This window comes from Rhodanobacter caeni (assembly GCF_039523575.1).
Classification (GTDB): domain Bacteria; phylum Pseudomonadota; class Gammaproteobacteria; order Xanthomonadales; family Rhodanobacteraceae; genus Rhodanobacter; species Rhodanobacter caeni.
Map to the genome: position 1 here is coordinate 562770 of NZ_BAAAFO010000004.1, position 21513 is coordinate 584282.

The 21513-nt window shown below is 66.9% G+C and carries 19 protein-coding genes and 1 riboswitch; of the genes, 12 read left to right on the top strand and 7 right to left on the bottom strand.

Features of this window, described 5'->3' with window-relative positions; translation table 11 throughout:
- Positions 1-11: 11 nt before the first annotated feature.
- The gene (locus ABD017_RS15375) at positions 12-1361 is read left to right on the top strand and encodes a DUF763 domain-containing protein (protein WP_425543752.1); all 1350 of its coding nucleotides are present in this window, start codon (positions 12-14) and stop codon (positions 1359-1361) included.
- A gap of 119 nt (positions 1362-1480) precedes the next feature.
- Here the strand turns inward: ABD017_RS15375 and ABD017_RS15380 are convergent, their stop codons facing one another.
- Positions 1481-2290: a DUF72 domain-containing protein gene (locus tag ABD017_RS15380; RefSeq protein ID WP_343883653.1), complete on the bottom strand. Its 810-nt coding sequence runs from the start codon at positions 2288-2290 to the stop codon at positions 1481-1483.
- A 147-nt stretch (positions 2291-2437) separates the two neighbouring features.
- Here ABD017_RS15380 and cycA point away from each other — a divergent pair, with 147 nt between their 5' ends.
- Positions 2438-3820, top strand: coding sequence for a D-serine/D-alanine/glycine transporter (cycA, locus tag ABD017_RS15385; RefSeq protein WP_343883654.1), 1383 nt, complete (start codon positions 2438-2440; stop codon positions 3818-3820).
- 49 nt (positions 3821-3869) lie between these two features.
- Here the strand turns inward: cycA and ABD017_RS15390 are convergent, their stop codons facing one another.
- Together ABD017_RS15390 and ABD017_RS16800 are read right to left on the bottom strand one after the other, a co-directional pair.
- Positions 3870-4154 carry a hypothetical protein gene (locus ABD017_RS15390; RefSeq protein ID WP_343883655.1) on the bottom strand — a complete coding sequence of 95 codons (285 nt, stop codon included), beginning with the start codon at positions 4152-4154 and terminating at the stop codon, positions 3870-3872.
- A complete protein-coding gene (locus tag ABD017_RS16800; RefSeq protein ID WP_425543747.1) occupies positions 4048-5100 on the bottom strand; it encodes a DUF4142 domain-containing protein in 1053 nt (350 codons plus the stop codon). The genes ABD017_RS15390 and ABD017_RS16800 overlap by 107 nt, the downstream gene beginning before the upstream one ends.
- On the opposite strand from ABD017_RS16800, the gene ABD017_RS15400 reads away from it, so the two are divergent.
- Complete coding sequence (locus tag ABD017_RS15400; protein WP_343883657.1) at positions 5099-5365, top strand: DksA/TraR family C4-type zinc finger protein; 267 nt, start codon at positions 5099-5101, stop codon at positions 5363-5365. The two genes, ABD017_RS16800 and ABD017_RS15400, sit on opposite strands and share 2 nt — an antisense overlap.
- 77 nt (positions 5366-5442) lie before the next feature.
- Here ABD017_RS15400 and recN read toward each other — a convergent pair whose 3' ends face one another.
- Positions 5443-7122 carry a DNA repair protein RecN gene (gene recN, locus ABD017_RS15405; protein ID WP_343883658.1) on the bottom strand — a complete coding sequence of 560 codons (1680 nt, stop codon included), beginning with the start codon at positions 7120-7122 and terminating at the stop codon, positions 5443-5445.
- Positions 7123-7262: 140 nt separating this feature from the next.
- Between recN and hrcA the strand changes: the two genes are divergently transcribed.
- From hrcA to ABD017_RS15435, 6 genes are all read left to right on the top strand, one after another.
- The gene (gene hrcA, locus ABD017_RS15410; RefSeq protein WP_343883659.1) at positions 7263-8324 is read left to right on the top strand and encodes a heat-inducible transcriptional repressor HrcA; all 1062 of its coding nucleotides are present in this window, start codon (positions 7263-7265) and stop codon (positions 8322-8324) included.
- A gap of 82 nt (positions 8325-8406) precedes the next feature.
- Positions 8407-8943 carry a nucleotide exchange factor GrpE gene (gene grpE, locus ABD017_RS15415; protein ID WP_343883660.1) on the top strand — a complete coding sequence of 179 codons (537 nt, stop codon included), beginning with the start codon at positions 8407-8409 and terminating at the stop codon, positions 8941-8943.
- A gap of 122 nt (positions 8944-9065) precedes the next feature.
- Complete coding sequence (dnaK, locus tag ABD017_RS15420; RefSeq protein ID WP_343883661.1) at positions 9066-10991, top strand: molecular chaperone DnaK; 1926 nt, start codon at positions 9066-9068, stop codon at positions 10989-10991.
- Between the two features lie 135 nt (positions 10992-11126).
- A complete protein-coding gene (gene dnaJ / locus ABD017_RS15425; RefSeq protein WP_343883662.1) occupies positions 11127-12248 on the top strand; it encodes a molecular chaperone DnaJ in 1122 nt (373 codons plus the stop codon).
- Between the two features lie 48 nt (positions 12249-12296).
- Complete coding sequence (gene dapB / locus ABD017_RS15430; RefSeq protein ID WP_343883663.1) at positions 12297-13115, top strand: 4-hydroxy-tetrahydrodipicolinate reductase; 819 nt, start codon at positions 12297-12299, stop codon at positions 13113-13115.
- 54 nt (positions 13116-13169) lie between these two features.
- A riboswitch (yybP-ykoY riboswitch) is annotated at positions 13170-13291 on the top strand.
- A 100-nt stretch (positions 13292-13391) separates the two neighbouring features.
- The gene (locus ABD017_RS15435) at positions 13392-14399 is read left to right on the top strand and encodes a sodium:calcium antiporter (protein ID WP_343883664.1); all 1008 of its coding nucleotides are present in this window, start codon (positions 13392-13394) and stop codon (positions 14397-14399) included.
- Positions 14400-14418: 19 nt separating this feature from the next.
- Here the strand turns inward: ABD017_RS15435 and ABD017_RS15440 are convergent, their stop codons facing one another.
- A complete protein-coding gene (locus tag ABD017_RS15440; RefSeq protein WP_343883665.1) occupies positions 14419-15114 on the bottom strand; it encodes a 2OG-Fe(II) oxygenase in 696 nt (231 codons plus the stop codon).
- Between the two features lie 213 nt (positions 15115-15327).
- On the opposite strand from ABD017_RS15440, the gene carA reads away from it, so the two are divergent.
- The 3 genes from carA to greA are packed head-to-tail and all read left to right on the top strand — an operon-like array spanning position 15328 to position 20155.
- Positions 15328-16455 carry a glutamine-hydrolyzing carbamoyl-phosphate synthase small subunit gene (gene carA / locus ABD017_RS15445; RefSeq protein ID WP_343883666.1) on the top strand — a complete coding sequence of 376 codons (1128 nt, stop codon included), beginning with the start codon at positions 15328-15330 and terminating at the stop codon, positions 16453-16455.
- Positions 16455-19682 carry a carbamoyl-phosphate synthase large subunit gene (gene carB, locus ABD017_RS15450; RefSeq protein ID WP_343883667.1) on the top strand — a complete coding sequence of 1076 codons (3228 nt, stop codon included), beginning with the start codon at positions 16455-16457 and terminating at the stop codon, positions 19680-19682. The genes carA and carB overlap by 1 nt, the downstream gene beginning before the upstream one ends.
- Entirely contained in the window at positions 19679-20155 is a 477-nt protein-coding gene (gene greA, locus ABD017_RS15455) for a transcription elongation factor GreA (RefSeq protein WP_343883669.1), read from the top strand. The genes carB and greA overlap by 4 nt, the downstream gene beginning before the upstream one ends.
- Before the next feature lie 92 nt (positions 20156-20247).
- Here the strand turns inward: greA and ykgO are convergent, their stop codons facing one another.
- Together ykgO and ABD017_RS15465 are read right to left on the bottom strand one after the other, a co-directional pair.
- Positions 20248-20373 carry a type B 50S ribosomal protein L36 gene (ykgO, locus tag ABD017_RS15460; RefSeq protein WP_007080705.1) on the bottom strand — a complete coding sequence of 42 codons (126 nt, stop codon included), beginning with the start codon at positions 20371-20373 and terminating at the stop codon, positions 20248-20250.
- A 60-nt stretch (positions 20374-20433) separates the two neighbouring features.
- Positions 20434-21345 (bottom strand): LysR substrate-binding domain-containing protein, encoded by a 912-nt coding sequence (locus ABD017_RS15465; protein WP_343883671.1) that lies wholly within the window; start codon positions 21343-21345, stop codon positions 20434-20436.
- Between the last annotated feature and the right edge of the window lie 168 nt (positions 21346-21513).

Here is a 21513-nt window from a genome sequence, read left to right on the forward strand (position 1 = left end):
CGCGGCCATCCCTGCACGAGGCGTTTGCGGTGACCCGCCGCGGCGGCAGCGCCGACCTGCCGCTGCACGGCGGCCGGGTGCCGCGCTGGCTGGCAGACCGGATGACCCGGCTGGGCGCGCTGATGGCCGAGGCGATCGTGCATGAGTACGGCCGCGACGAGCTGCTGCGGCGGCTGGCGCACCCGTTCTGGTTCCAGTCGTTTGGCGCGGTGATGGGGATGGACTGGCATTCATCTGGCATCACCACCAGCGTCATCGGCGCGCTCAAGCGCGGGCTGGCGCCGATGTCGGCCGAGCTGGGCATCCACGTCTGCGGCGGCCGCGGCCGCCATTCGCGCGCCACGCCTGCCGAGTTGCTGGCCATCGGCGAGCGCGTGGGTTTCGATGGCGCGGCGCTGGCCACCGCCAGCCGATTGGTGGCCAAGGTGGACAGCGCGGCGGTACAGGACGGGTTCGACCTGTATCTGCATGGTTTCATCGTCAGCGACGAGGGGCATTGGGTGGTGGTGCAGCAGGGCATGAACGGCGACCGCAAGCAGGCGCGCCGCTACCACTGGCTGTCGGAAGACCTTGAGAGCTTCGTCGACGACCCGCACGCCGCCGTCGACGGCCCGGGCCAGGGGCGCATCGTGAACCTGGCCGATCGCCGCGCGCTGGCCTCGCGCAAGGCCCAGGTCGCGTTGCTGCAGACCCTGGGCCCGGACGGCATCGTGCGCGAGCTGGGGCGGATCGAAGGTGGCCTGGGCCAGCGCAAGCCACGTCCGCCAGCCAGTGCGGGCGGCGTGGACGCGCCACTCCAGCTCGGCCTGCTGCCGCACCTGGTCATGCCCGATCACCACGACGTACGCGGCAGCGACGTGGTGACACGACGTCTGCACGGCAACCTGGCCGCCGCCGCGGACAACGGCCCGCGCGATTTCACGGGCTTGCTGCAGGTGCCGGGCGTGGGCGCGCGCACCGTGCGTGCGCTGGCGATGGTGGCCGAGGTGCTGCACGGCGCGCCGTGCCGCTTCACCGATCCGGCGCGTTTCTCGCTGGCCCACGGCGGCAAGGATCGCCATCCGTTCCCGGTGCCCACGCGTGTCTACGACCACACCATCGGCGTGTTGAAGTCCGCCGTGCGCAACGCCCGGCTCGGTCGCGATGAGGAACTGGGCGCGCTGAAGCGACTGGACGATCAGGCGCGACGACTGGAACGCCACGCCAGGGGGCCGTCGGTGGAGCAACTGATCGCCGAGGAGCGTCGCCGGTCGCACCGCCATGGTGGCCGCAGCGTCCATGGTTGGGAGCGCGCCCCCGCGTTTGAGGAGCCGGTGCAGGATTCGCAGGTGCCCGGCCCGCTGCATCATCGCGGCGGCTAGCAAACGGCAGCCGCCGGGCCCGTCCATCCTGCCGGCATCGGCGTGCACCGTTCGCGCGGAAAGATCGTGAAAGATCGCAAGCGCAGAGCTTCGGGCGATTTCCCCGCGCGGGGGAGGGATCAGGCGCGCGAGCGTTTGCGCGCCGCGCGTGGCGGCGTCTGTTCGGCCCGTACCGGTGCCGTCATCAGCTGCTGCAGCCGCAGCGCATCGGGAATGGCATGGCCGCCCGCGGTGTTGTCGAAGATCACCCACGCCTCGGCGCCGGCAGGCGTTTCATCGTCGATCCGCGCGGCCATCTCGCGCAGCGCATCGTCTTCGTAGGCGCTGTAGTAGGTACGCGGCGAGCCGTGCAGGCGCCAGTAGCGCAATCCGGGTTCGCCGGTGGCGTGCCGCGCCGCGGGGCAGGGGGCGGGATCGGCTCCCACGCGAGCCAGGCGGTAGCGCGGCCACAGATCATCGGCGCGGCCATCGAACCAGCTGACGTGTCGCGGTTCGCAGGCCACGCCGCCGGTCCAGCGTGCGCGCAGGCGTGCAAAGAATGCATTGGCCACCCGGGCGTCAAACGCCAGGCTGGGCGGCAGTTGCAGCAGCAGGCAGCCAAGCTTGCGGCCCATCGGCGCCACCTGGGCCAGAAAATCGTCCAGCAGCGGCTCGGCCTTGCGCAGCCGCGCGTGGTGGCTGATGGCGCGCGGCATCTTCACGGTGAAACGGAAACCCGGCGGAACCGCAGCGGCCCAGCGTTCGTAGGTTTGCGGCCGGTGCAGCCGGTAGAAGGACGAATTGATCTCCACCGCATCGAAACGCGTGGCATAGCGCTCCAGCAGGCTGGCGCCGCCATCGAACAGCGCTTGCTGCGCGGTGGCGATCGACCAGCCGGCACAGCCGATGCGCAGGCGGATGCGGTGGCGGGGGGATGTCGGTTCGGCCATGTTCCCGCAGTGTGCGGGGCGCGCGTGAAGACACGGCGATGGCCGGCGCCACGGCCATGCTGGCGCCCAACGTCCGGCCGTGCGCCATTTCCCTTGCCGCCGGCTTTCTTCTATGTTTGCGCATCCTGAACGCCAGAGGCCCGCTGCATGAGCGCATCGACGGAGCAACCCGATCACCTGAGGCGCAGCCTGTCGAACCGGCATCTGCAATTGATCGCCATCGGCGGCGCCATCGGCACCGGGTTGTTCATGGGCTCGGGCAAGACCATCAGCCTGGCCGGCCCGTCGATCGTGCTGGTCTACCTGATCATCGGCGTGATGCTGTTTTTCGTGATGCGGGCGATGGGCGAACTGCTGCTGTCGGACTTGCGCTACAAATCCTTCATCGACTTTTCCACCGACCTGTTGGGGCCCTGGGCCGGCTTTTTCTGCGGCTGGACCTACTGGTTCTGCTGGGTCATCACAGCGATCGCCGACGTCATCGCCATCGCCGCCTACGCGCAGTACTGGTTTCCGGGATTGGCGCCGTGGATTCCCGCCGTGCTGTGCGTGTTGTTGCTGCTGACGCTGAACCTGACCACGGTGCGGCTGTTCGGCGAGATGGAATTCTGGTTTGCGCTGATCAAGATCGTGGCCATCTGCGCGTTGATCGTCACCGGTTTCGCGCTGGTGGCGTGGGGTTTCGAGTCGCCGACGGGCAACAAGGCGTCGCTGGCCAATCTGTGGAACGACGGCGGCGTGTTTCCGAAAGGCCTGGGTGGCTTCTTCGCGGGATTCCAGATCGCGGTGTTCGCCTTCGTGGGCATCGAACTGGTAGGCACCACCGCGGCCGAAACGGCCGACCCGGAGCGCAACCTGCCCAAGGCGATCAACTCGATTCCCGTGCGCATCATCATCTTCTACGTGATGGCGCTGCTGGCGATCATGGTGGTGACGCCGTGGCATCTGGTGGAGGCGGGCAAGAGCCCGTTCGTGGAATTGTTCGTGCTGGCCGGCGTGCCGGCGGCCGCCAGCCTGATCAATTTCGTGGTGCTGACCTCGGCCACGTCGTCGGCCAACAGCGGCATTTTCTCCACCAGCCGCATGCTTTACGGCCTGGCCCAGGAAGATCACGCACCGGGCATTTTCGGGCGCCTGTCGCGCGCGGCGGTGCCGTCGCTGGGTCTGGCGTTTTCCTGCTTCTGCCTGCTGCTGGGCGCGACCCTGGTCTACGTGATCCCCGACGTGGTCACCGCCTTTACCCTGGTGACCACGCTGGCGGCGGTACTTTTCATGTTCGTTTGGTCGCTGATCCTGTGCGCCTACATGGCCTACCGCCGCAAGCGGCCGCAATTGCACCAGGCATCGAAATACAAGATGCCCGGCGGCGTGGCGATGTGCTGGGTGTGCCTGGCATTCTTCGCCTTCGTCATTGTCCTGCTGACCCTGCAGGGCGACACGCGCGAAGCCTTGCTGGCCAGCCCCGTCTGGTTTCTGTTGCTGGGCGCAGGCTACCTGTGGAAGCGGCGCCGGGTGCCGCGCGCTGGCTAGTCCACGCGCGCGCCCTGGCGGCGCCGGAAGGGCGACGTGCGCATGACCGTCAGCCCTTGGCACTCACCAGCTTGAAGAAGGTGCTGTCGTCGCCGTCGGTTTTTTCCTTCTGGTAGAGAAAGGCCACGCCGCTGGCGTCGAACTTGCCGAACCACTCGTCCCAGCTGACGTGCCTGAGCTCGTCTTCGCCGGCGCCGCCGGGAAAGTCGATGCGCAGGATGCCGACGTCATGGTCCGAACCGGTGCCGCGCACACAGGCGGGCTTGCCGTCGTGTTGTTCGACCCATTCGCGGATCTCGTCGTGGTCGGTGGTGGTGATGGATTGCGATGGCATGGTCGAGTCTCCCGCAAGACGATAGGAAAGCGGCCTCATGGGCCGCGCAACGAAGGGCCACCGTCGCACCCGCCGTGTGTTCGATGCGCGAAGCGACCCGTGTCGGGCTATTGGCCGGCGCTGCGGCTGGCGCCGGGCAAGGGACCTTGTTGAGCGCTTCGGCCATCGCCAGGTGCTGCTGCAAGGCGGGCAGTTCCTTGCGGGCGAAGGCGCGCAGGGCGGCGTCCCGGCCCTGGCCGGCCTCTTTCGAGAAGAGCGCGATGGCGTCGTGGTGGTCGTTGACCATGGCGCCGGCGAAGGCGCGATCGAAGGCCGCGGCGTCCAGTCGGCCCAGGTCGTGCTGCAACTGCTCGGCGCGTTGCACGGGCACCGGCGTGGATTCATGCGCGGTGCCGCGCTGCGTGGCGATATCGGCCAGCTCGTTGTTCATGCGCGTGTGGTCGTCGATGATCCGTTGCGCCAGCTCGCGCACGGCTGGCGTTTGCGATTTTTTCAGCGCGAGCCTCCCCATCGCGATCTGGAAGCCGTTGTCGCCCGCTGCCCTGGCGACGAAATCCTGATCGCCGCGCGCCAGTACCGGTTGGCTGGAAACCGCTTTCAACGAGGTGGTGCCGGTGGCTGGTGCGCTCACCGCGGACGCGGGCGCCGTGCCCGGCGCGGTGGACGCGGATTGATCGCGGCCGCAACCGGCCACGGCCAGCGACAGGCAGGCGGTGCCGGCAGCGCAAAGGGCAAGACGTTTCATGCGAATCTCCAGGCGTGGGGCGGGGCGGTCGGGGACCGCACGGCGGACACCGTGGGCCAACGCGGCACAAGATGGCGTACAGCTCTTGTGAAGACGGTTGCTGCATGCGCGCCGGGGTGCGGGTTCTTCACCCGTGATCCGCGCGGTGTTCATCGGCCGCTGGCTATCCTCGGGCCATTGCTGCGGGCAGGAGACGATCATGGCAACGGGTTGGGCGGGTGATGGCGCGGTGCAGGATCAGATCGACGCCACGGTCGATGACGCCGTGTCGCGCGCGCGCAGGCAACTGCGCAAGGGGCCGGGGCGGTTGCGCTGCGAAGAATGCGACGTGGAAATCCCCGAGGCGCGCCGCAAGGCCGTGCCTGGCGTCCGCTTGTGCGTGGCCTGCCAGGAGCTGCAAGACCGCGAGCAGGCCAGCACGGCCATCTTCAACCGCCGCGGCAGCAAGGACAGCCAGCTGCGCTGATCGCGGTTTTCGGCTGTCGTTACCGCAGGGGAGGGTGGGTTACGGCGTGATCGCGCTGGCGCCCGGAGTCCAGAGCGTCATTTCTCGGCCGTCTGGCCCCGCTCCAGCATCTGCCTGGCGTGTGCGCGGGTTTCGCGGGTGATCTCGACGCCGCCCAGCATGCGGGCCAGTTCGTCGCGGCGGCCGGCGGCATCCAGCGTCTCGATGTGGGTGTAAGTCGAATCACCATCGCTGCGCTTGCTGACGCGCAGATGCGCGTGGCCCTGGGCCGCCACCTGCGGCAGGTGGGTGACGCACAGCACCTGGCGCTGCATGCCCAGCGCGCGCAGCTTCTGGCCCACCACCTCCGCCACGGCACCGCCGATCCCGCTGTCGACCTCGTCGAACACCATGCTGCCGACGGCATCGTTGCCCAGGGTGGCCACTTCGATGGCGAGGCTGATGCGCGCCAGCTCGCCACCGGATGCCACCTTGCGCAGCGGCCGCGGCGGCTGGCCGGGGTTGGCGCTGACCAGCAGTTCGCAGCGCTCCTGGCCGAGCGGGTCCGGGTCGGTATCGGCGACGGCCTCCAGCCCGACCTGCAGCACGCCGCCGGCCATGCCCAGCTCGCCCATCAGCGCGCCCACTTCCTGGCCCAGCCGCATGGCGGCATCGGCGCGCGAACGGCTGAGCCGATCGGCGCACTCGCGGTATTCGCGTTGCACCTGCCGGCGTTGCGCGTCGAGCTTGTCCAGCGCATCGCCGGCGCCTTCCAGCTCGGTGAGTTCCGCCTGCATTTCGCCCAGCCTGGCGTGCAGCTCGGCGACGGGCAGGCGGTGCTTGCGCGAGAGTTCGTGCAGGCGCGCGATATGGGTGTCGACCTCGGCGTAGCGGTCCGGGTCGAGATCGACGTCCTGCGCGTAGCGGCCCAGCCCGTCGACGGCCTCGCCGAGCTGGATCTCCGCGTTGTCGAGCAGTTCCAGCAGCGGCGCCAGCCGCTCATCGAGGGTGGCGAGTTTGCCCAGTTCCGCCTGCGCCCGGCCCAGCGCCCGGCGCAGCGCGAACTCGCCGTCGCCATCGAGCAGGTCCACCACGCCGGAAGCGCCTTCGGCGAGCCGGCCGGCATTGGCCAGCCGCTTGTGGCTGGCTTCCAGCTCGGCCAGCGCGGCGGCGGGCAGCGCCCATTTTTCCAGCTCGGCGATCTCGTGGCGCAGCAGTTCGATGCGGTGGTCGCGATCCTCGCCGCCGCTGAGGCGACGCACGCGGGCGCCCAGTTCGCGCCATTGCGTGGCCAGCTCGCGCACTTGCGCCACCAGTGGATCATGGCCGGCATAGGCATCGAGCAAGGCCATCTGGTGGCTGCGCGAAAGCAGCGCCTGGTGCTCATGCTGGCCGTGGATCTCCACCAGCAGCTCGGCGATCTCGCCCAGCTGCCGGGCATTGGCCGGGCGGCCGTTGATCCACGCCCGCGAGCTGCCTTCGGCGCGCAGGACGCGGCGCAGCTGGCAGGCGCCATCCTCGTCGAGCTCCTCGCGCTGCAGCCATGCGCGCGCCTGCGGCAACGCTGCCAGGTCGAACTCCGCCGCCAGCTCTGCCCGGTCGCTGCCGGCACGCACCATGGCGCTGTCGGCGCGGGCGCCGGCCAGCAGCATCAGGGCGTCGACCAGCAGCGACTTGCCGGCGCCGGTTTCGCCACTGACCACGGTCAGGCCGGGACCGAACGCGATCTCGGCTTTTTCGACGACAGCGAACTGGCGGACATAGAGCGAGGTGAGCATAAGCCAAGCCGTGAGGGGGTCGGGCGATTGTAAAGGCTGCCAGCGCACAGGCGGTGCCCCTTGGCGCGCGGGCCCGCCCATTCTTGCAATGCGCGGACGCAGACCTTATTTCTATGCGGTCTCAGGGACTGCAACAGCACATGATCAACCCTTACGGTCACGACCTCGATGCCCGAGCGCGGCGGTTGCTGCGCACGCTGATTGCGCAATACCTCGTCGATGGCGAGCCGGTCGGGTCGCGCACGCTGTCGCGGTCGTCCGGCCTGGACGTGAGCCCGGCGACCATCCGCAACATCATGGCCGACCTGGAGGACGCCGGCCTGGTGGCCTCGCCGCACACGTCGGCCGGCCGCGTGCCCACGCCGCGCGGCTTGCGCCTGTTCGTGGACAGCCTGATCGAACTGCAGCCGTTGCCGCACGAGGACATGATCCGCCTGCAGCGCGAGCTTCCGCCCGGCCCCACCACCACGCGCGACCTGCTCGGCAACGTGTCGACCCTGCTGTCGGCGATGACCCGTTTCGCCGGTGTGGTCAGCGTACCGGGGCAGGCCGATTTCCCGTTGCGCCACATCGACTTCGTGGCGCTGCCGGACGCGCGCGTGCTGGTGATCCTGGTGTTTACCGACAACCAGGTGCAGAACCGCATCGTGCAGCTCGCCAAGCCGCTGGCGAGCCATGAGCTCGAACAGGCGGCCAATTACCTCAACAGCCAGTTTGCCGGACTTCGACTGGACGACATCCGCGCCCAGTTGCTGGTCGAATTGCGCGAGACCGGCAGCGAGCTCAATCGCCTGCTGGCCAGTTCGGTCGAGCTGGCGGCCGCATCCTTCGCGCCGCAGGCCGGTGGCGACGATGTGCTGGTCAGCGGCCAGACCAACCTGATGGCCTATTCCGAACTGGCCGATGTCCAGCGCCTGCGCGAGCTGTTCGACGCCTTCCAGCAGAAGAACGAATTGCTGCAACTGATGGAAGTGTGCGCCCGTGCGCCGGGCGTGCGGCTGTTCATCGGCGAGGAATCGGGCTTGTCCGCGCTGGACGGCTGCAGCGTCGTCACCGCCAGTTACGGCGCGCAGGGCAGGGTGCTGGGCGCGGTCGGCGTCATCGGCCCGACGCGCATGGCGTACGAACGGGTGATCCCGGTGGTAAAGGCCACCGCCGGATTGCTCAGCGACGCCTTGAATCGCGCCGCCACGACCTTATAACCGCTGCGGGACGGAGTTTTCCGCGAATTCACTGACGGCTGGCCGCCATGCCGGCCATGGCCAAGGCTTTGGAGTTTTCTAAATGCACAACAACGACCCCCACGCACCCCACGACGCGCAGGGCGAAAATCCCGATGTCGAGAATGGCCATTCCGAGATCGAGACGTTGAAGCTGCAATTGAGCGAGCAGCAGGCGCTCAATGCCGAATTGCGCGAGGCCAACCTGCGCGAGCACGCCGAGCTGGACAACCAGCGCCGCCGCATGCAGCGCGATCTGGACCAGGCGCGCCGTTTCGCCAACGAGAAACTTCTGAACGAATTGCTGCCGGTCTATGACGGCTTGGAGCGCGGCCTGGCGGTGGAAACCGGTGACGTCGCCTCCGTTCGGGAGGGCATCAGCCTCACCCTGAAGTCGCTGTTGAAGATCGCCGAGAACAACGGCCTGGTGCAGATAGACCCCCTGGGCCAGACGCTGGACCCAGAGCGCCACCACGCGGTCAGCATCGTCGATGCGCCGGGCGCGCTGCCCAATACCGTGGTGAGCGTGCTGCAGAAGGGTTACGTGCTCAATGACCGGCTGCTGCGCCCCGCACTGGTGGCGGTGGCCAAGAGCGAATAACCGGCCGGGCAGATCATCGGCATACACATCCGGGAATGCGACCGGCATTGAATCGACAGGTCGCAACCCCATTCTGAAAACCAGTCGCGGCGGCGGACCGCCGAAAAATTTGGAGCATAGTCATGGGCAAGATCATCGGTATCGACCTGGGCACCACCAACTCGTGCGTGTCCGTCATGGACGGCAGCACCGCCAAGGTCATCGAGAATTCGGAGGGTGACCGCACCACGCCGTCGATCGTCGCTTTCACCAAGGACGGCGAAGTGCTCGTGGGTGCCTCGGCCAAGCGCCAGAGCGTCACCAATCCGAAAAACACCTTCTACGCGGTGAAGCGCCTGATCGGCCGCAAGTTCAGCGACGCCGAGGTGCAGAAGGATCTGGGCGTGGTGCCCTACAGCATCGTGGCGCACGACAACGGCGATGCCTGGGTGCAGACCTCCGACGGCAAGAAGATGGCGCCGCAGGAAATCTCGGCCAAGGTGCTGATGAAGATGAAGAAGACCGCCGAGGATTATCTCGGCGAGACGATCAGCGAAGCGGTGATCACGGTGCCGGCGTACTTCAACGACAGCCAGCGCCAGGCCACCAAGGATGCCGGCAAGATCGCCGGCCTCGAAGTGAAGCGCATCATCAACGAGCCCACCGCGGCGGCGCTGGCCTACGGCCTGGACAAGAGCGGCGGCGACCGCAAGATCGTCGTGTACGACTTGGGCGGCGGTACCTTCGACGTGTCCATCATCGAGATCGCCGAAGTCGACGGCGAGAAACAGTTCGAGGTGCTGGCCACCAATGGCGACACCTTCCTGGGCGGCGAAGACTTCGACATGCGCGTCATCGACTACCTGGTCGACGAGTTCAACAAGGAGCAGGGCATCGACCTGCGCAAGGACCCGCTGGCGCTGCAGCGCCTGAAGGATGCGGCCGAGCGCGCCAAGATCGAGCTGTCCTCCAACCATCAGACCGACGTCAACCTGCCGTACATCACGGCCGACGCGTCCGGCCCGAAGCACCTCAACATCAAGCTGACCCGCGCCAAGCTGGAGTCGCTGGTGGAGGAGCTGGTCAAGCGCACCATCGAGCCGTGCCGCACCGCGCTGAACGACGCCGGCCTGCGCGTTTCGGACATCAACGACGTGATCCTGGTTGGCGGCCAGACCCGCATGCCCAAGGTGCAGGAGGCGGTGAAGGACTTCTTCGGCAAGGACCCGCGCAAGGACGTCAACCCCGATGAGGCCGTGGCCGTTGGCGCGGCGATCCAGGGCGGCGTGCTGGGCGGTACCGTCAAGGACGTGCTGCTGCTGGACGTCACCCCGCTGTCGCTCGGCATCGAGACGATGGGCGGCGTGATGACCAAGCTGATCGAGAAGAACACCACCGTGCCGACCAAGGCCGCGCAGACCTTCTCCACCGCCGACGACAACCAGACCGCGGTGACCGTGCACGTGCTGCAGGGCGAGCGCGAGCGTGCCAGCGCCAACAAGTCGCTGGGCAAGTTCGACCTGTCCGGCATCGAACCGGCGCCGCGCGGCATGCCGCAGATCGAGGTCACGTTCGACATCGACGCCAACGGCATCCTGCACGTGTCGGCCAAGGACAAGAAGACCGGCAAGGAGCAGAAGATCGAGATCAAGGCCGGCTCGGGCCTGTCCGACGAGGAGATCGCGCGGATGGTTGCCGATGCCGAGGCCAACAAGGAAGAGGACAAGAAGTTCCACGAGCTGGTCGCCACCCGCAACAAGGCCGACCAGCTGGTGCACGCCACCCGCAGCGCGCTGAAGGAGCATGGGGGCAAGGTGCCGTCGGATCAGCTCAGCACGATCGAGGGTGCGCTGTCCGACCTGGAGAAGGCCAAGGACGGTGACGACAAGGCCGCGATCGAATCGAAGATCGAGAAACTGGAGCAGGTGTCGCAGGCCTTGCACGCGGCCGCGCAAGGTGGCGGTGCTGCCGATGCCGGCGCCCAGTCTGCCCCCGGCGGTGGCTCCGCCCAGCCCGACGACGTGGTGGACGCGGAGTTCACCGAGGTCAAGGACGACGAGAAAAAATAATCGTCCTGCAGTCGGCGCCGCCGATTGATGCAGCCCGCGCCGCAGGTTTTCCCGCGGTGCGGGCTGTTTGCTGAGCGGGGGCATGCCCCACCGTCGGCGGGGCATGGCAAGGTCAAACAGGTTGCGGATAGATGAATGAGCAAGCGTGATTACTATGAGGTGCTGGGCGTCGAGCGCACCGTCACCGAGGTCGAGTTGAAGAAGTCGTTTCGCCGGCTGGCGATGAAATACCACCCCGATCGCTGTCCCGACGACCCCACGGCCCAGGAGAAATTCAAGGAGGCCAAGGAGGCCTACGAGGTTCTTTCCGACGGCCACAAGCGCGCGATGTACGACCAGCATGGCCACGCGGCTTTCGAAGGCGGCATGGGTGGCCGCGGCGGCGCCGGCTTCGGTGACGTGGGCGACATTTTCGGGGACATCTTCGGCGACATCTTTGGCGGCGGCGGCCGTGGTCGCCCGCGGCGCGGCGCGGATCTGCGCTACATCATGGAGCTCGACCTGGAAGAGGCCGTCTTCGGCGTGAGCCGCAAGATCGAGGTGCCCACCCAGGTCAACTGTCATCACTGCAACGGCACCGGCTCGGAAGACGGCAAGGTAAGCCAATGCAAGACCTGCCGCGGTCACGGCAGGGTGCGCATGCAGAACGGCATTTTCTCGATCCAGCAGGCGTGCCCGCATTGCGGCGGCACCGGCCAGGCGATCGAGAAGCCGTGCAAGCCCTGCCACGGCGAGGGCCGCCTGGAGGAAACGCGCACGTTGTCGGTGCAGATTCCCGCCGGCGTCGACAATGGCGATCGCATCCGCCTGACCGGACAGGGCGAAGCCGGGCCCGCCGGCGCCCCCGCAGGCGATCTGTACGTGGAAGTGCACGTGCGCGAACACGCCATTTTCCAGCGCGACGGCAACGACCTGTATTGCGAACTGCCGATCCGGTTTTCGCATGCGGCACTGGGCGCCGAGCTGCCCGTGCCGACACTCGAAGGCGAGGTGGCGATCAGCATTCCGCCGGAAACACAGACCGGGCAGGAGTTCCGCCTGCGTGGCCGCGGCGTCAAGTCCGTGCGCAGTGGCCGCCATGGCGACCTCATCTGCAAGGTCGTCGTCGAGACGCCGGTACGATTGACACGCCAGCAGCGCGAACTGCTGGAACAGCTCGAGGCCAGCTTCGACGACGGCGATGGCGAGAAGCACATGCCGCGCGCCAAGACCTGGGTCGACGGCGTGCGCCAGTTCTGGTCGCGGGTAACCTCGTAATCGCGCGCCGCGCCTCATCCCTTCCATCACCTGCCAAGGACGCACGACATGACGACGCCACCCATCCGTCTCGGCCTCAACGGCGCTTCCGGTCGCATGGGTCGCGCGCTCCTCGCGCTGCTTCGCGATGATCCGCGGTTCGAACTGGTACATGCGGTAGTGGCACCGGGCTCGGCGGACGATGGACAACCGATCCATCACGGTGCCGCGCTGCGCTTTGCGCACGAGTGGTCCGATGCACCGGCGCTGGACGCGATGATCGACTTCAGCGGGCCGGCCGCGCTGGACGGTGCGCTCACCCATTGCCTCGCCCGTGGCGTCGCCCTGGTCAGTGGCACGACCGGCCTCGACGCGACCATGGAGGCCCGACTGGACCAGGCTGCGGAACGCATCCCCTTGTTGCGCGCCGCCAATTTCAGCCTGGGCGTGGCGGTGCTGACGCGCTTGCTGCGGGACGCCGCCGCGGCATTGCCGGGCTGGGACCTGGAAATCGTCGAGGCCCATCACAACCGCAAGCAGGACGCGCCCTCGGGCACCGCGCTGGCGCTCGGCCACGCGGCCGCCGAGGCGCGCCACACCACGCTCGACCAGGCCGCCGTCTACAGCCGCGAAGGCCAGACCGGTCCGCGCACCGAAGGCAGCATCGGTTTTGCGGTGGTGCGTGGCGGCGACATCGTGGGTGAACACACGGCGCTGCTGATCGGCCAGGGCGAGCGGGTGGAGCTGGGCCACCGCGCCACGGACCGCTCGATTTTCGCGCGCGGCGCATTGCAGGCCGCGCACTGGCTGAGCAGTCGCCCGGCGGGCCATTGGGCAATCGACGACGTAATCGCCGTGCCGCGCCAGCTGCCTGCGCAGCACGGATAAGCGCGCCGTGAGACGCGCTGGCTTGTGGCTTGCTCCCGCTGCCGCTAGGATGCGCGCGTTGTCATTGGGGAGTAGCCAGCCTCGTTCCCCCTGAGGCGTTCGCATCAACAGACTTGGTCGCCGTGTTCTCCGGCGCCATGGTGCGAACAGCCACCGGCGTCGCTTGGCGCCGGTGTTGCCCGGCGAGACCTTTGGCCATCGACATGCTTACCCGGCCGGGCGAGCGGTGTCGTTGTGCCATCGGTATTCCGCTCGCCCGGCCTTTTGTTGGTAATCATGCTGCTTACCTGCGTGCTGTTTTTCGCTTCGGCGCTGGCCATCTATCTGGCCTGCGAATACTTCGTCAACGGTGTGGAATGGTTCGGGCGCAAGCTCGACCTGGGGGCCACCGCCACCGGCACCGTGCTGGCCGCCTTCGGTACCGCGCTGCCGGAAAGCGCGGTGACCTTCGTTGCCGTCATCTTCGGCAAGACACCCTCGGCGCGCGATATCGGCGTAGGCGCCGCCATGGGCGGGCCGCTGGTGCTGGCCACGATCGCCTATGCCGTCGTGGGCGTGGCGCTGTGGCTCAACCGGCATCGCCTGCAGCGGGCCGACCGGATCGTCCGCGTGGATCACCGCCGCCTGGCCCGCGACCAATCGTGGTTCCTGGCGATTTTCGTGATCAAGGTGGGCCTGGGGCTGTTCGCCTTCGCCTTCAAACCGGCCCTGGGCGTGCTGTTTCTGGCGGCGTACGCGCTTTACGTGTGGCGCGAGATGCGCAGCGACGACAGCGCACCGGATGACGAAACGCTGGACCCGCTGAAGTTCCGGCCAGGCCACGCCGAGCCGGCGTTGCGTTGGGTGGTGGCGCAGACGTTGGCTGCACTGGGGGTGATCGCGGTGGCGTCGCGGGTGTTTGTCAGCCAGCTGGAATCGATCGGTGCGGCATTCGGTCTGCCGCCGCATCTCGTGGCGCTGGTGCTGAGCCCGGTCGCCACCGAGCTGCCGGAAACGGTCAATGCGCTGATCTGGGTGCGCCAGGGCAAGGAGCGGTTGGCCCTGGCGAACATTTCCGGCGCGATGATGATCCAGGCCACCATCCCCAGCGCGCTGGCGATATTCGCCACGCCCTGGATGTTCGATACGCCGCTGATCGTGTCCGGCGTGCTGACGGCCGTTGCGATTGTCTACCTGTGGAGGCTGTTCCGTCGCGGTGCGGTCGATGCGCGCTGGCTATGGCCGGTGGGCCTGCTTTACGGCGTATTCGCCGTCTATGTGGCGTGGCATTTCGCCAGCGCTTGAGGTCGCTGACGGGCGCTGCTCAGTCCGGATGCGAGGCGTTGCGATCGCGTCCAGCGCCGAGACGCGTATCGAGTTTGCCGAAGATTTTCTTGAACACGCGGGAGAACTTTCCGCGCCGCGTCTTGCGCTGCTTTTCCTTCTCGCTGGTGAGCCAGGAAACCTGGATCACCCGCCGCTCGCCTTCGTACGGCAGGTGGCCGTGGAATGAATTGTCACAGCGCCTGAACGCGGCGAACTCGCCGTACAGCGGCGGCAGTTCCGGCGCCACCATCGCGTCGATGTCGTCGATCTTGCTCAGAAACCGCAGGCAGCCGTTGCTGGTGTCCGGCCAGCTGTGGTTGAGGTAAAGCAGCGCGGTGACCACTTTCGAGCGGCTGTCGGTATGGATGGTGCCGTGGCGCTTGTTCAGCAGTCGACACATGGTCACCAGGGTCGGGTATTGCTCGAGCCTGTCCATGCCCAGGCGGCGCCCGACGGCGCTGGCAAAGGACGGTGCCGTCATCTGTTCGACGAGCGCGTTGATGGACGGGCCGCAGTCGCCAGGGTCGTAGGGAAAAAAGCCGGCGCTGGGATAGTTCGGGAAATCGCGCGCCAGTTCCCCGCGCGCCTCGTCGGGCAACTGCCCATGCGCCACAAGGAAAGGGAAAGGTTGCAGATGCACCGTGGTATCCGGGCGATCGAGGCGCGCGGGATCAAGCAAGACTGCGGTGCACATACGTCATTCAACTCCATGTAAACGCGGCAAGTGTACCTGCGATCACCATCATGCCGAAGACGCGCGGGCGGGGTCGTTCATGCGTCGTAAGGTGGACAGAACCCCCTGCCGCCACCTATCATTTCCAGCCGCCCCGAGACCTTTCCTTCCACCGTTCACAAGCCAGCGCTCCGCGGCTTGCGGACTTTGCTGCATCTAAAAGGCGGATACCGTATGCCCATTCCCGCTCTGCTTGCCCTCGAAGACGGCAGCCTGTTTCATGGCCATGCCGCCGGCGCCAACGGTGAAACCGTCGGCGAAGTGGTGTTCAACACGGCAATGACGGGTTACCAGGAGATTCTCACCGATCCCTCCTATGCACGGCAGATGGTCACCCTGACGTATCCGCATGTGGGCAACACCGGCGTGAATGCCGAAGACGCCGAATCCCGCACCGTGCAGGCCGCCGGCCTGATCGTGCGCGACGTGCCGCGCCGCGCCAGCAACTGGCGGTGCACCGAAAGCCTCACCGATTACCTGAAGCGCCACGGTGTGGTCGCCATCGCTGGCATCGACACGCGTCGCCTCACCCGCATCCTGCGCGTCAAGGGCGCGCTGTCCGGTTGCATCGTGGCAGGCGAGCAGATCGACGCGGAGGCCGCACTGGCCAGCGCGCGTGGGTTCGCCGGCCTGAATGGCATGGACCTGGCGAAAGTGGTGAGCACGCGCGAACCGTACGTGTGGAACGAGGGCATCTACGATCTCGATCGCGCTGCCTTCAACCAGCCAGCGAAGCGCTTCAAGGTCGTGGCGTACGACTTCGGCACCAAGCTCAACATCCTGCGTCTGCTGGCCGAGCAGGGCTGCGAAGTGACCGTGGTGCCGGCGCAGACGCCGGCCGCCGACGTGCTGGCGATGAAGCCCGATGGCGTATTCCTCTCCAACGGCCCCGGCGATCCTGCCGCGTGCGATTACGCGATCGCCGCCACGCGCACGTTCCTGGAAGCGAAGATCCCCTTGTTCGGCATCTGCCTCGGGCACCAGCTGATGGGCCTGGCGCTGGGCGCCCGCACGCTGAAGATGAAGTTCGGCCACCACGGCGCCAACCATCCGGTGAAGGATCTGGACGACGGCCGCGTGCTGATCACCTCGCAGAACCACGGCTTCTCGGTGGACCCGGCCACGCTGCCGGCCAACGTGCGCGTCACCCATGTCTCTCTGTTCGACGGCTCGCTGCAGGGTTTTGCGCTCACCGACCGCCCGGCGTTCTGTTTCCAGGGCCACCCCGAGGCCAGCCCCGGCCCGCTGGACGTGGGCTATTTGTTCAAGCGGTTTGCCGCACTGATGGAGGAGGCCCGCTGATGGCCAAGCGTACCGATCTCAAGAGCATCCTCGTCATTGGCGCCGGCCCGATCGTGATCGGCCAGGCCTGCGAGTTCGACTACTCCGGCGCGCAGGCGTGCAAGGCGCTGAAGGAGGAGGGCTTCCGGGTGGTCCTGGTGAACTCCAATCCCGCCACCATCATGACCGATCCGGAAACCGCCGACGCGGTCTACATCGAGCCGATCAACTGGCAGACGGTGGAGCACATCATCGCCAAGGAGCGCCCGGATGCGGTGCTGCCGACGATGGGCGGCCAGACCGCCCTCAACTGCGCGCTGGACCTGGCCGACCACGGCGTGCTGGAGAAATACGACGTCGAACTGATCGGCGCGCGGCGCGACGCCATCCGCATGGCGGAAGACCGCGAGCTGTTCAAGCAGGCGATGACCGAGATCGGGCTGGAAAGCCCGCGTTCGGGCGTGGCCAAGAGCTTCGAGCATGCGCTGGAGATCCAGGCCGAACTGGGCTTTCCGGCCATCATCCGCCCCAGCTTCACGCTGGGCGGTTCCGGCGGCGGCATTGCCTACAACAAGGAAGAGTTCGAGGTCATCGTCAAGCGCGGCCTGGAGCTTTCGCCCACCAACGAAGTGTTGATCGACGAATCCCTGCTGGGCTGGAAGGAATTCGAGATGGAAGTGGTCCGCGACACCGCGGACAACTGCATCATCATCTGCGCCATCGAAAACCTCGATCCGATGGGCGTGCACACGGGTGACTCGATCACCGTGGCACCGGCGCAGACGCTCACCGACAAGGAATACCAGCGCCTGCGCGACGCCAGCATCGCGGTGCTGCGCAAGATCGGCGTGGATACCGGCGGTTCCAACGTGCAGTTCGGCATCAATCCCGACACCGGTCGCGTGGTGGTGATCGAGATGAACCCGCGCGTGTCGCGTTCGTCCGCGCTGGCATCCAAGGCCACCGGCTTCCCGATCGCCAAAGTCGCCGCCAAGCTGGCGGTGGGCTACACGCTGGACGAATTGAAGAACGACATCACCGGCGGCCTCACCCCGGCATCGTTCGAGCCGACCATCGATTACGTGGTCACCAAGATTCCGCGCTTCGCGTTCGAGAAGTTCCCGTCCGCCGATGCCCGGCTCACCACCCAGATGAAGTCGGTGGGCGAGGTGATGGCGATCGGCCGCACCTTCCACGAATCGCTGCAGAAAGCGCTGCGCGGGCTGGAAATCGGCAAGACCGGGCTCAACCCGAGCGGGCTGGAGATCGATACCGAAGAGGGCCTGGCCACGCTGAAGCGCGAATTGCGCGAGCCGCGGCCCGACCGCGTGTTCCACCTGGCCGACGCGTTCCGTGCCGGCTTGTCGCTGGAGGAGGTGTTCAACCTCAGCCGCGTCGATCCGTGGTTCCTGGCCGCGTTCGAGGACATCGTGCTGGCCGAGCGCGAGGTGGCGGCGCAGGGCGTCACGGCGCTTGACGCGCCGCGCCTGCGCGAACTGAAGCGGCTCGGTTTTTCCGATGCGCGGCTGGCCGAACTGCTCGGGTCCGACGAGGCCGCCGTGCGCCATCTGCGCCACACGCTGGGCGTGCGGCCGGTGTACAAGCGCGTGGACTCGTGCGCGGCCGAGTTCGCTACCAGCACCGCCTACATGTACTCGACCTACGAGGAAGAGTGCGAGGCCGAGCCGACCGGCCGCGACAAGATCATCGTGCTGGGTGGTGGCCCGAACCGCATCGGCCAGGGCATCGAGTTCGACTATTGCTGCGTGCATGCCTCGCTGGCGCTGCGCGAGGATGGCTATGAAACCATCATGGTCAACTGCAACCCGGAAACCGTCTCCACCGACTACGACACGTCCGACCGCCTGTACTTCGAGCCGCTGACGCTGGAAGACGTGCTGGAAATCGTGGAGCTGGAAAAACCCAAGGGCGTGATCGTGCAGTACGGCGGCCAGACCCCGCTGAAACTGGCGCGTGCGCTGGAAGCGGCCGGCGTGCCGATCATCGGCACCAGCCCGGACAGCATCGACCTGGCCGAGGACCGCGAGCGGTTCCAGCAGATGATCGAGAAGATCGGCCTGAAACAGCCGTCCAATCGCACCGCGCGCAACGCCGACGAGGCGCTGGCGCTGGCGCGCGAGATCGGCTACCCGCTGGTGGTACGCCCCAGCTACGTGCTTGGCGGCCGCGCGATGGAGGTGGTGCACGACGACGCCGACCTGGCGCGCTACATCCGCGATGCGGTGAAGGTGTCCAATGATTCGCCGGTACTGCTGGACCGCTTCCTGGACCACGCCGTGGAAGTGGACGTGGACATCATCGCCGACGCCGAGGGCAGCGTGCTGATCGGCGGCATCATGGAGCACATCGAGGAGGCCGGCGTGCACTCGGGCGACTCCTCCTGCTCGCTGCCGCCGTATTCGCTGTCGCCGCAGCTGCAGGACGAGCTGCGACGCCAGGCGTCGGCGATGGCGCGCGAGCTGAAGGTCGTCGGCCTGATGAACACGCAGTTCGCCATCCAGGGCGACACGGTCTATATCCTGGAAGTGAACCCGCGCGCGTCGCGCACGGTGCCTTTCGTGTCCAAGGCCACCGGCGTGCCGCTGGCCAAGATCGCCGCCCGCGTGATGGCCGGCCGCAGCCTGGCCGAACTCGGTGCCACGCGCGAAGTGATCCCGGCGTACTACTCGGTGAAGGAGGCGATCTTCCCGTTCCTGAAGTTCCAGAACGTCGACCCGATCCTGGGCCCGGAGATGCGTTCCACCGGCGAGGTGATGGGCGTGGGCCGCAGCTTCGGTGCCGCGTTCGCGCGCGGCCACGAGGCCGCCGGCATCCGCACGCCGCCGCGCGGCAAGGTGTTCGTGTCGGTGCGCGATGGCGACAAGGAGCGCCTGCTGCCGGTGGCGAAGGAAGTGCTGGCGCGCGGCTTCACCCTGGTCGCCACCGCCGGCACCGCCAGCTATCTCGCGGAACACGGCGTGGCGTGCGATCGCATCAACAAGGTGCTGGAAGGTCGCCCGCACATCGTGGACTTGATCAAGAACGGCGAGATCGTCTATATCGTCAATACCACCGAGGGCAAGCAGGCCATTGCCGACTCGTTCTCGATCCGCCGCGAGGCACTGCAGCGTCGCGTGACCTATTCCACCACCGTGGCGGGCGCCCGCGCACTGGTCCATTCGCTGGATTTCCACAGCAACGGCGAAGTGCACAGCCTGCAGGAACTGCACAGGGAGCTGAACGCATGAGTCGGCCGCCGATCACCAAAGCCGGTTCGGAACGCCTGCGGGCCGAGCTCGAGCAACTGAAGTTCGTCGATCGGCCGCGCATCATCGCGGCCATCGCCGAAGCGCGTGCGCATGGCGACCTCAAGGAGAACGCGGAGTATCACGCCGCGCGCGAGCAGCAAAGTTTCACCGAAGGCCGCATCGCCCAGCTGGAAGCCTTGCTGTCGAATGCCGAGGTGATCGACGTGGCCCAGCTCAAGCCCGGCGATCGGGTGGTGTTCGGCGCCACGGTGGAGCTGGAGGACGAGGACACCGGTACGCCGGTGACCTACCAGATCGTGGGCGACCTGGAGGCCGACATCAAGCGCCAGATGATCGCCGTGTCCTCGCCGATCGCGCGCGCGCTGATCGGCCACAGTGCCGGCGACAGCATCGAGTTCACGGCACCCAACGGGGTGAAGCACTACGAGGTGATCAGCGTCCGCTACGTATAGGCGCCGGTGTGCCGTGGCGCGAGGAAACGGATCGCCGATACGAGAAAAGGCCGCTTGCGCGGCCTTTTTTCTTGCTCAACCGTCGCTGTTCTTCAGCGCTGGCGAGCCTTGAAACGCGGGTTGCTCTTGCAAATCACGAACACCTTGCCGCGACGACGCACGATCTTGCAGTCGCGGTGCCGCGCCTTGGCGGACTTCAAAGAGTTAAGCACCTTCACGGCCGGCTCCTGATACTAAACAATGGACAAGCCCGCAAGTGTAGTGGTTTGCCGCGCTGATCACAAGCTGGAGACCACCGCGACTTCCGCCACCGTGGCCAGGAATTTCTCCAGTGCCGCGGACTGGTCATGGATGCGGCTGGCGGCGGCGAGCAGCAGGTAGGCGTCGGCGTCTTCCAGCGGCACGTAGCTCACTCCCGCCAGCCTCACCGCGCGCATGGTGGCGGGCACCAGGGCCAAGCCGAGCCCGGCCGCCACCAGGGCCAGCAAGCCATTGATCTGCTGCGCGTGCTGGTTGATGCGCGGCTTGAACCCGGCCTTGGCCGCCAGCTTCACCAAGCGGTCGTACAACGTGGCGGCCAGCTCGCGCGGTTGCGTGATGAAGGCATCGTCGGCGACTTCGGCCAGCCTTACGCTTTTGCGGGCGGCCAGCGGATGGCCCGAGGGCAGCGCGAGCAGGAGTGGCTCGCGATCGATCACCGCCAGGCGCAGGCCGCGGGCGTCCTTCGTGTGCTGCGGTTCGTCACGGACGAAGCCCACGTCGATCTGTCCGGCCAGCAACGCGGCGAACTGGGGCTCGCTGTACATCTCGTGGAGCTGGATGTGCACGTTCGGAGCGATCTGGCCGTAGCGCAGCAGGGCCTGGGGCAGGGCAGGGTGGAACGATACCGATACGGTGTACGCCAATCGCAACTGGCCGCTGTACCCCGCGGCGGCAGCCAGCACGTGGCTGCGTGCGCTCTCGGCTTTGGCCAGGATTTGCCTGGCTTCCTTCAGGAAGACCCTGCCGGGCTCGGTCAGCGCGACATTGCGCTTGTCGCGCTGCAGCAGCTGCACACCAAGGTCGCGTTCAAGTGCCTGGATCTGCTGGGAAAGCGGCGGTTGCGACAGGTGCAGACGGATGGCGGCGCGGGTAAAGCTGAGTTCCTCGGCGACGGCGACGAAATAGCGTAGCTGGCGAAAATCGAACATATAGCGAAAACATCTAAATGATGCGCGAAATATATATTGGTTTCTTTATTGCGTCGATCATAAACTGCTCCCCGTCCCATCATCTCCTCCCCCCTTGGTGATGGCGACCCTCGCCCCGCAGCGACGCTATCGCGATATCTGGCCCCTCCCCCCTCCGGGCCCATATTG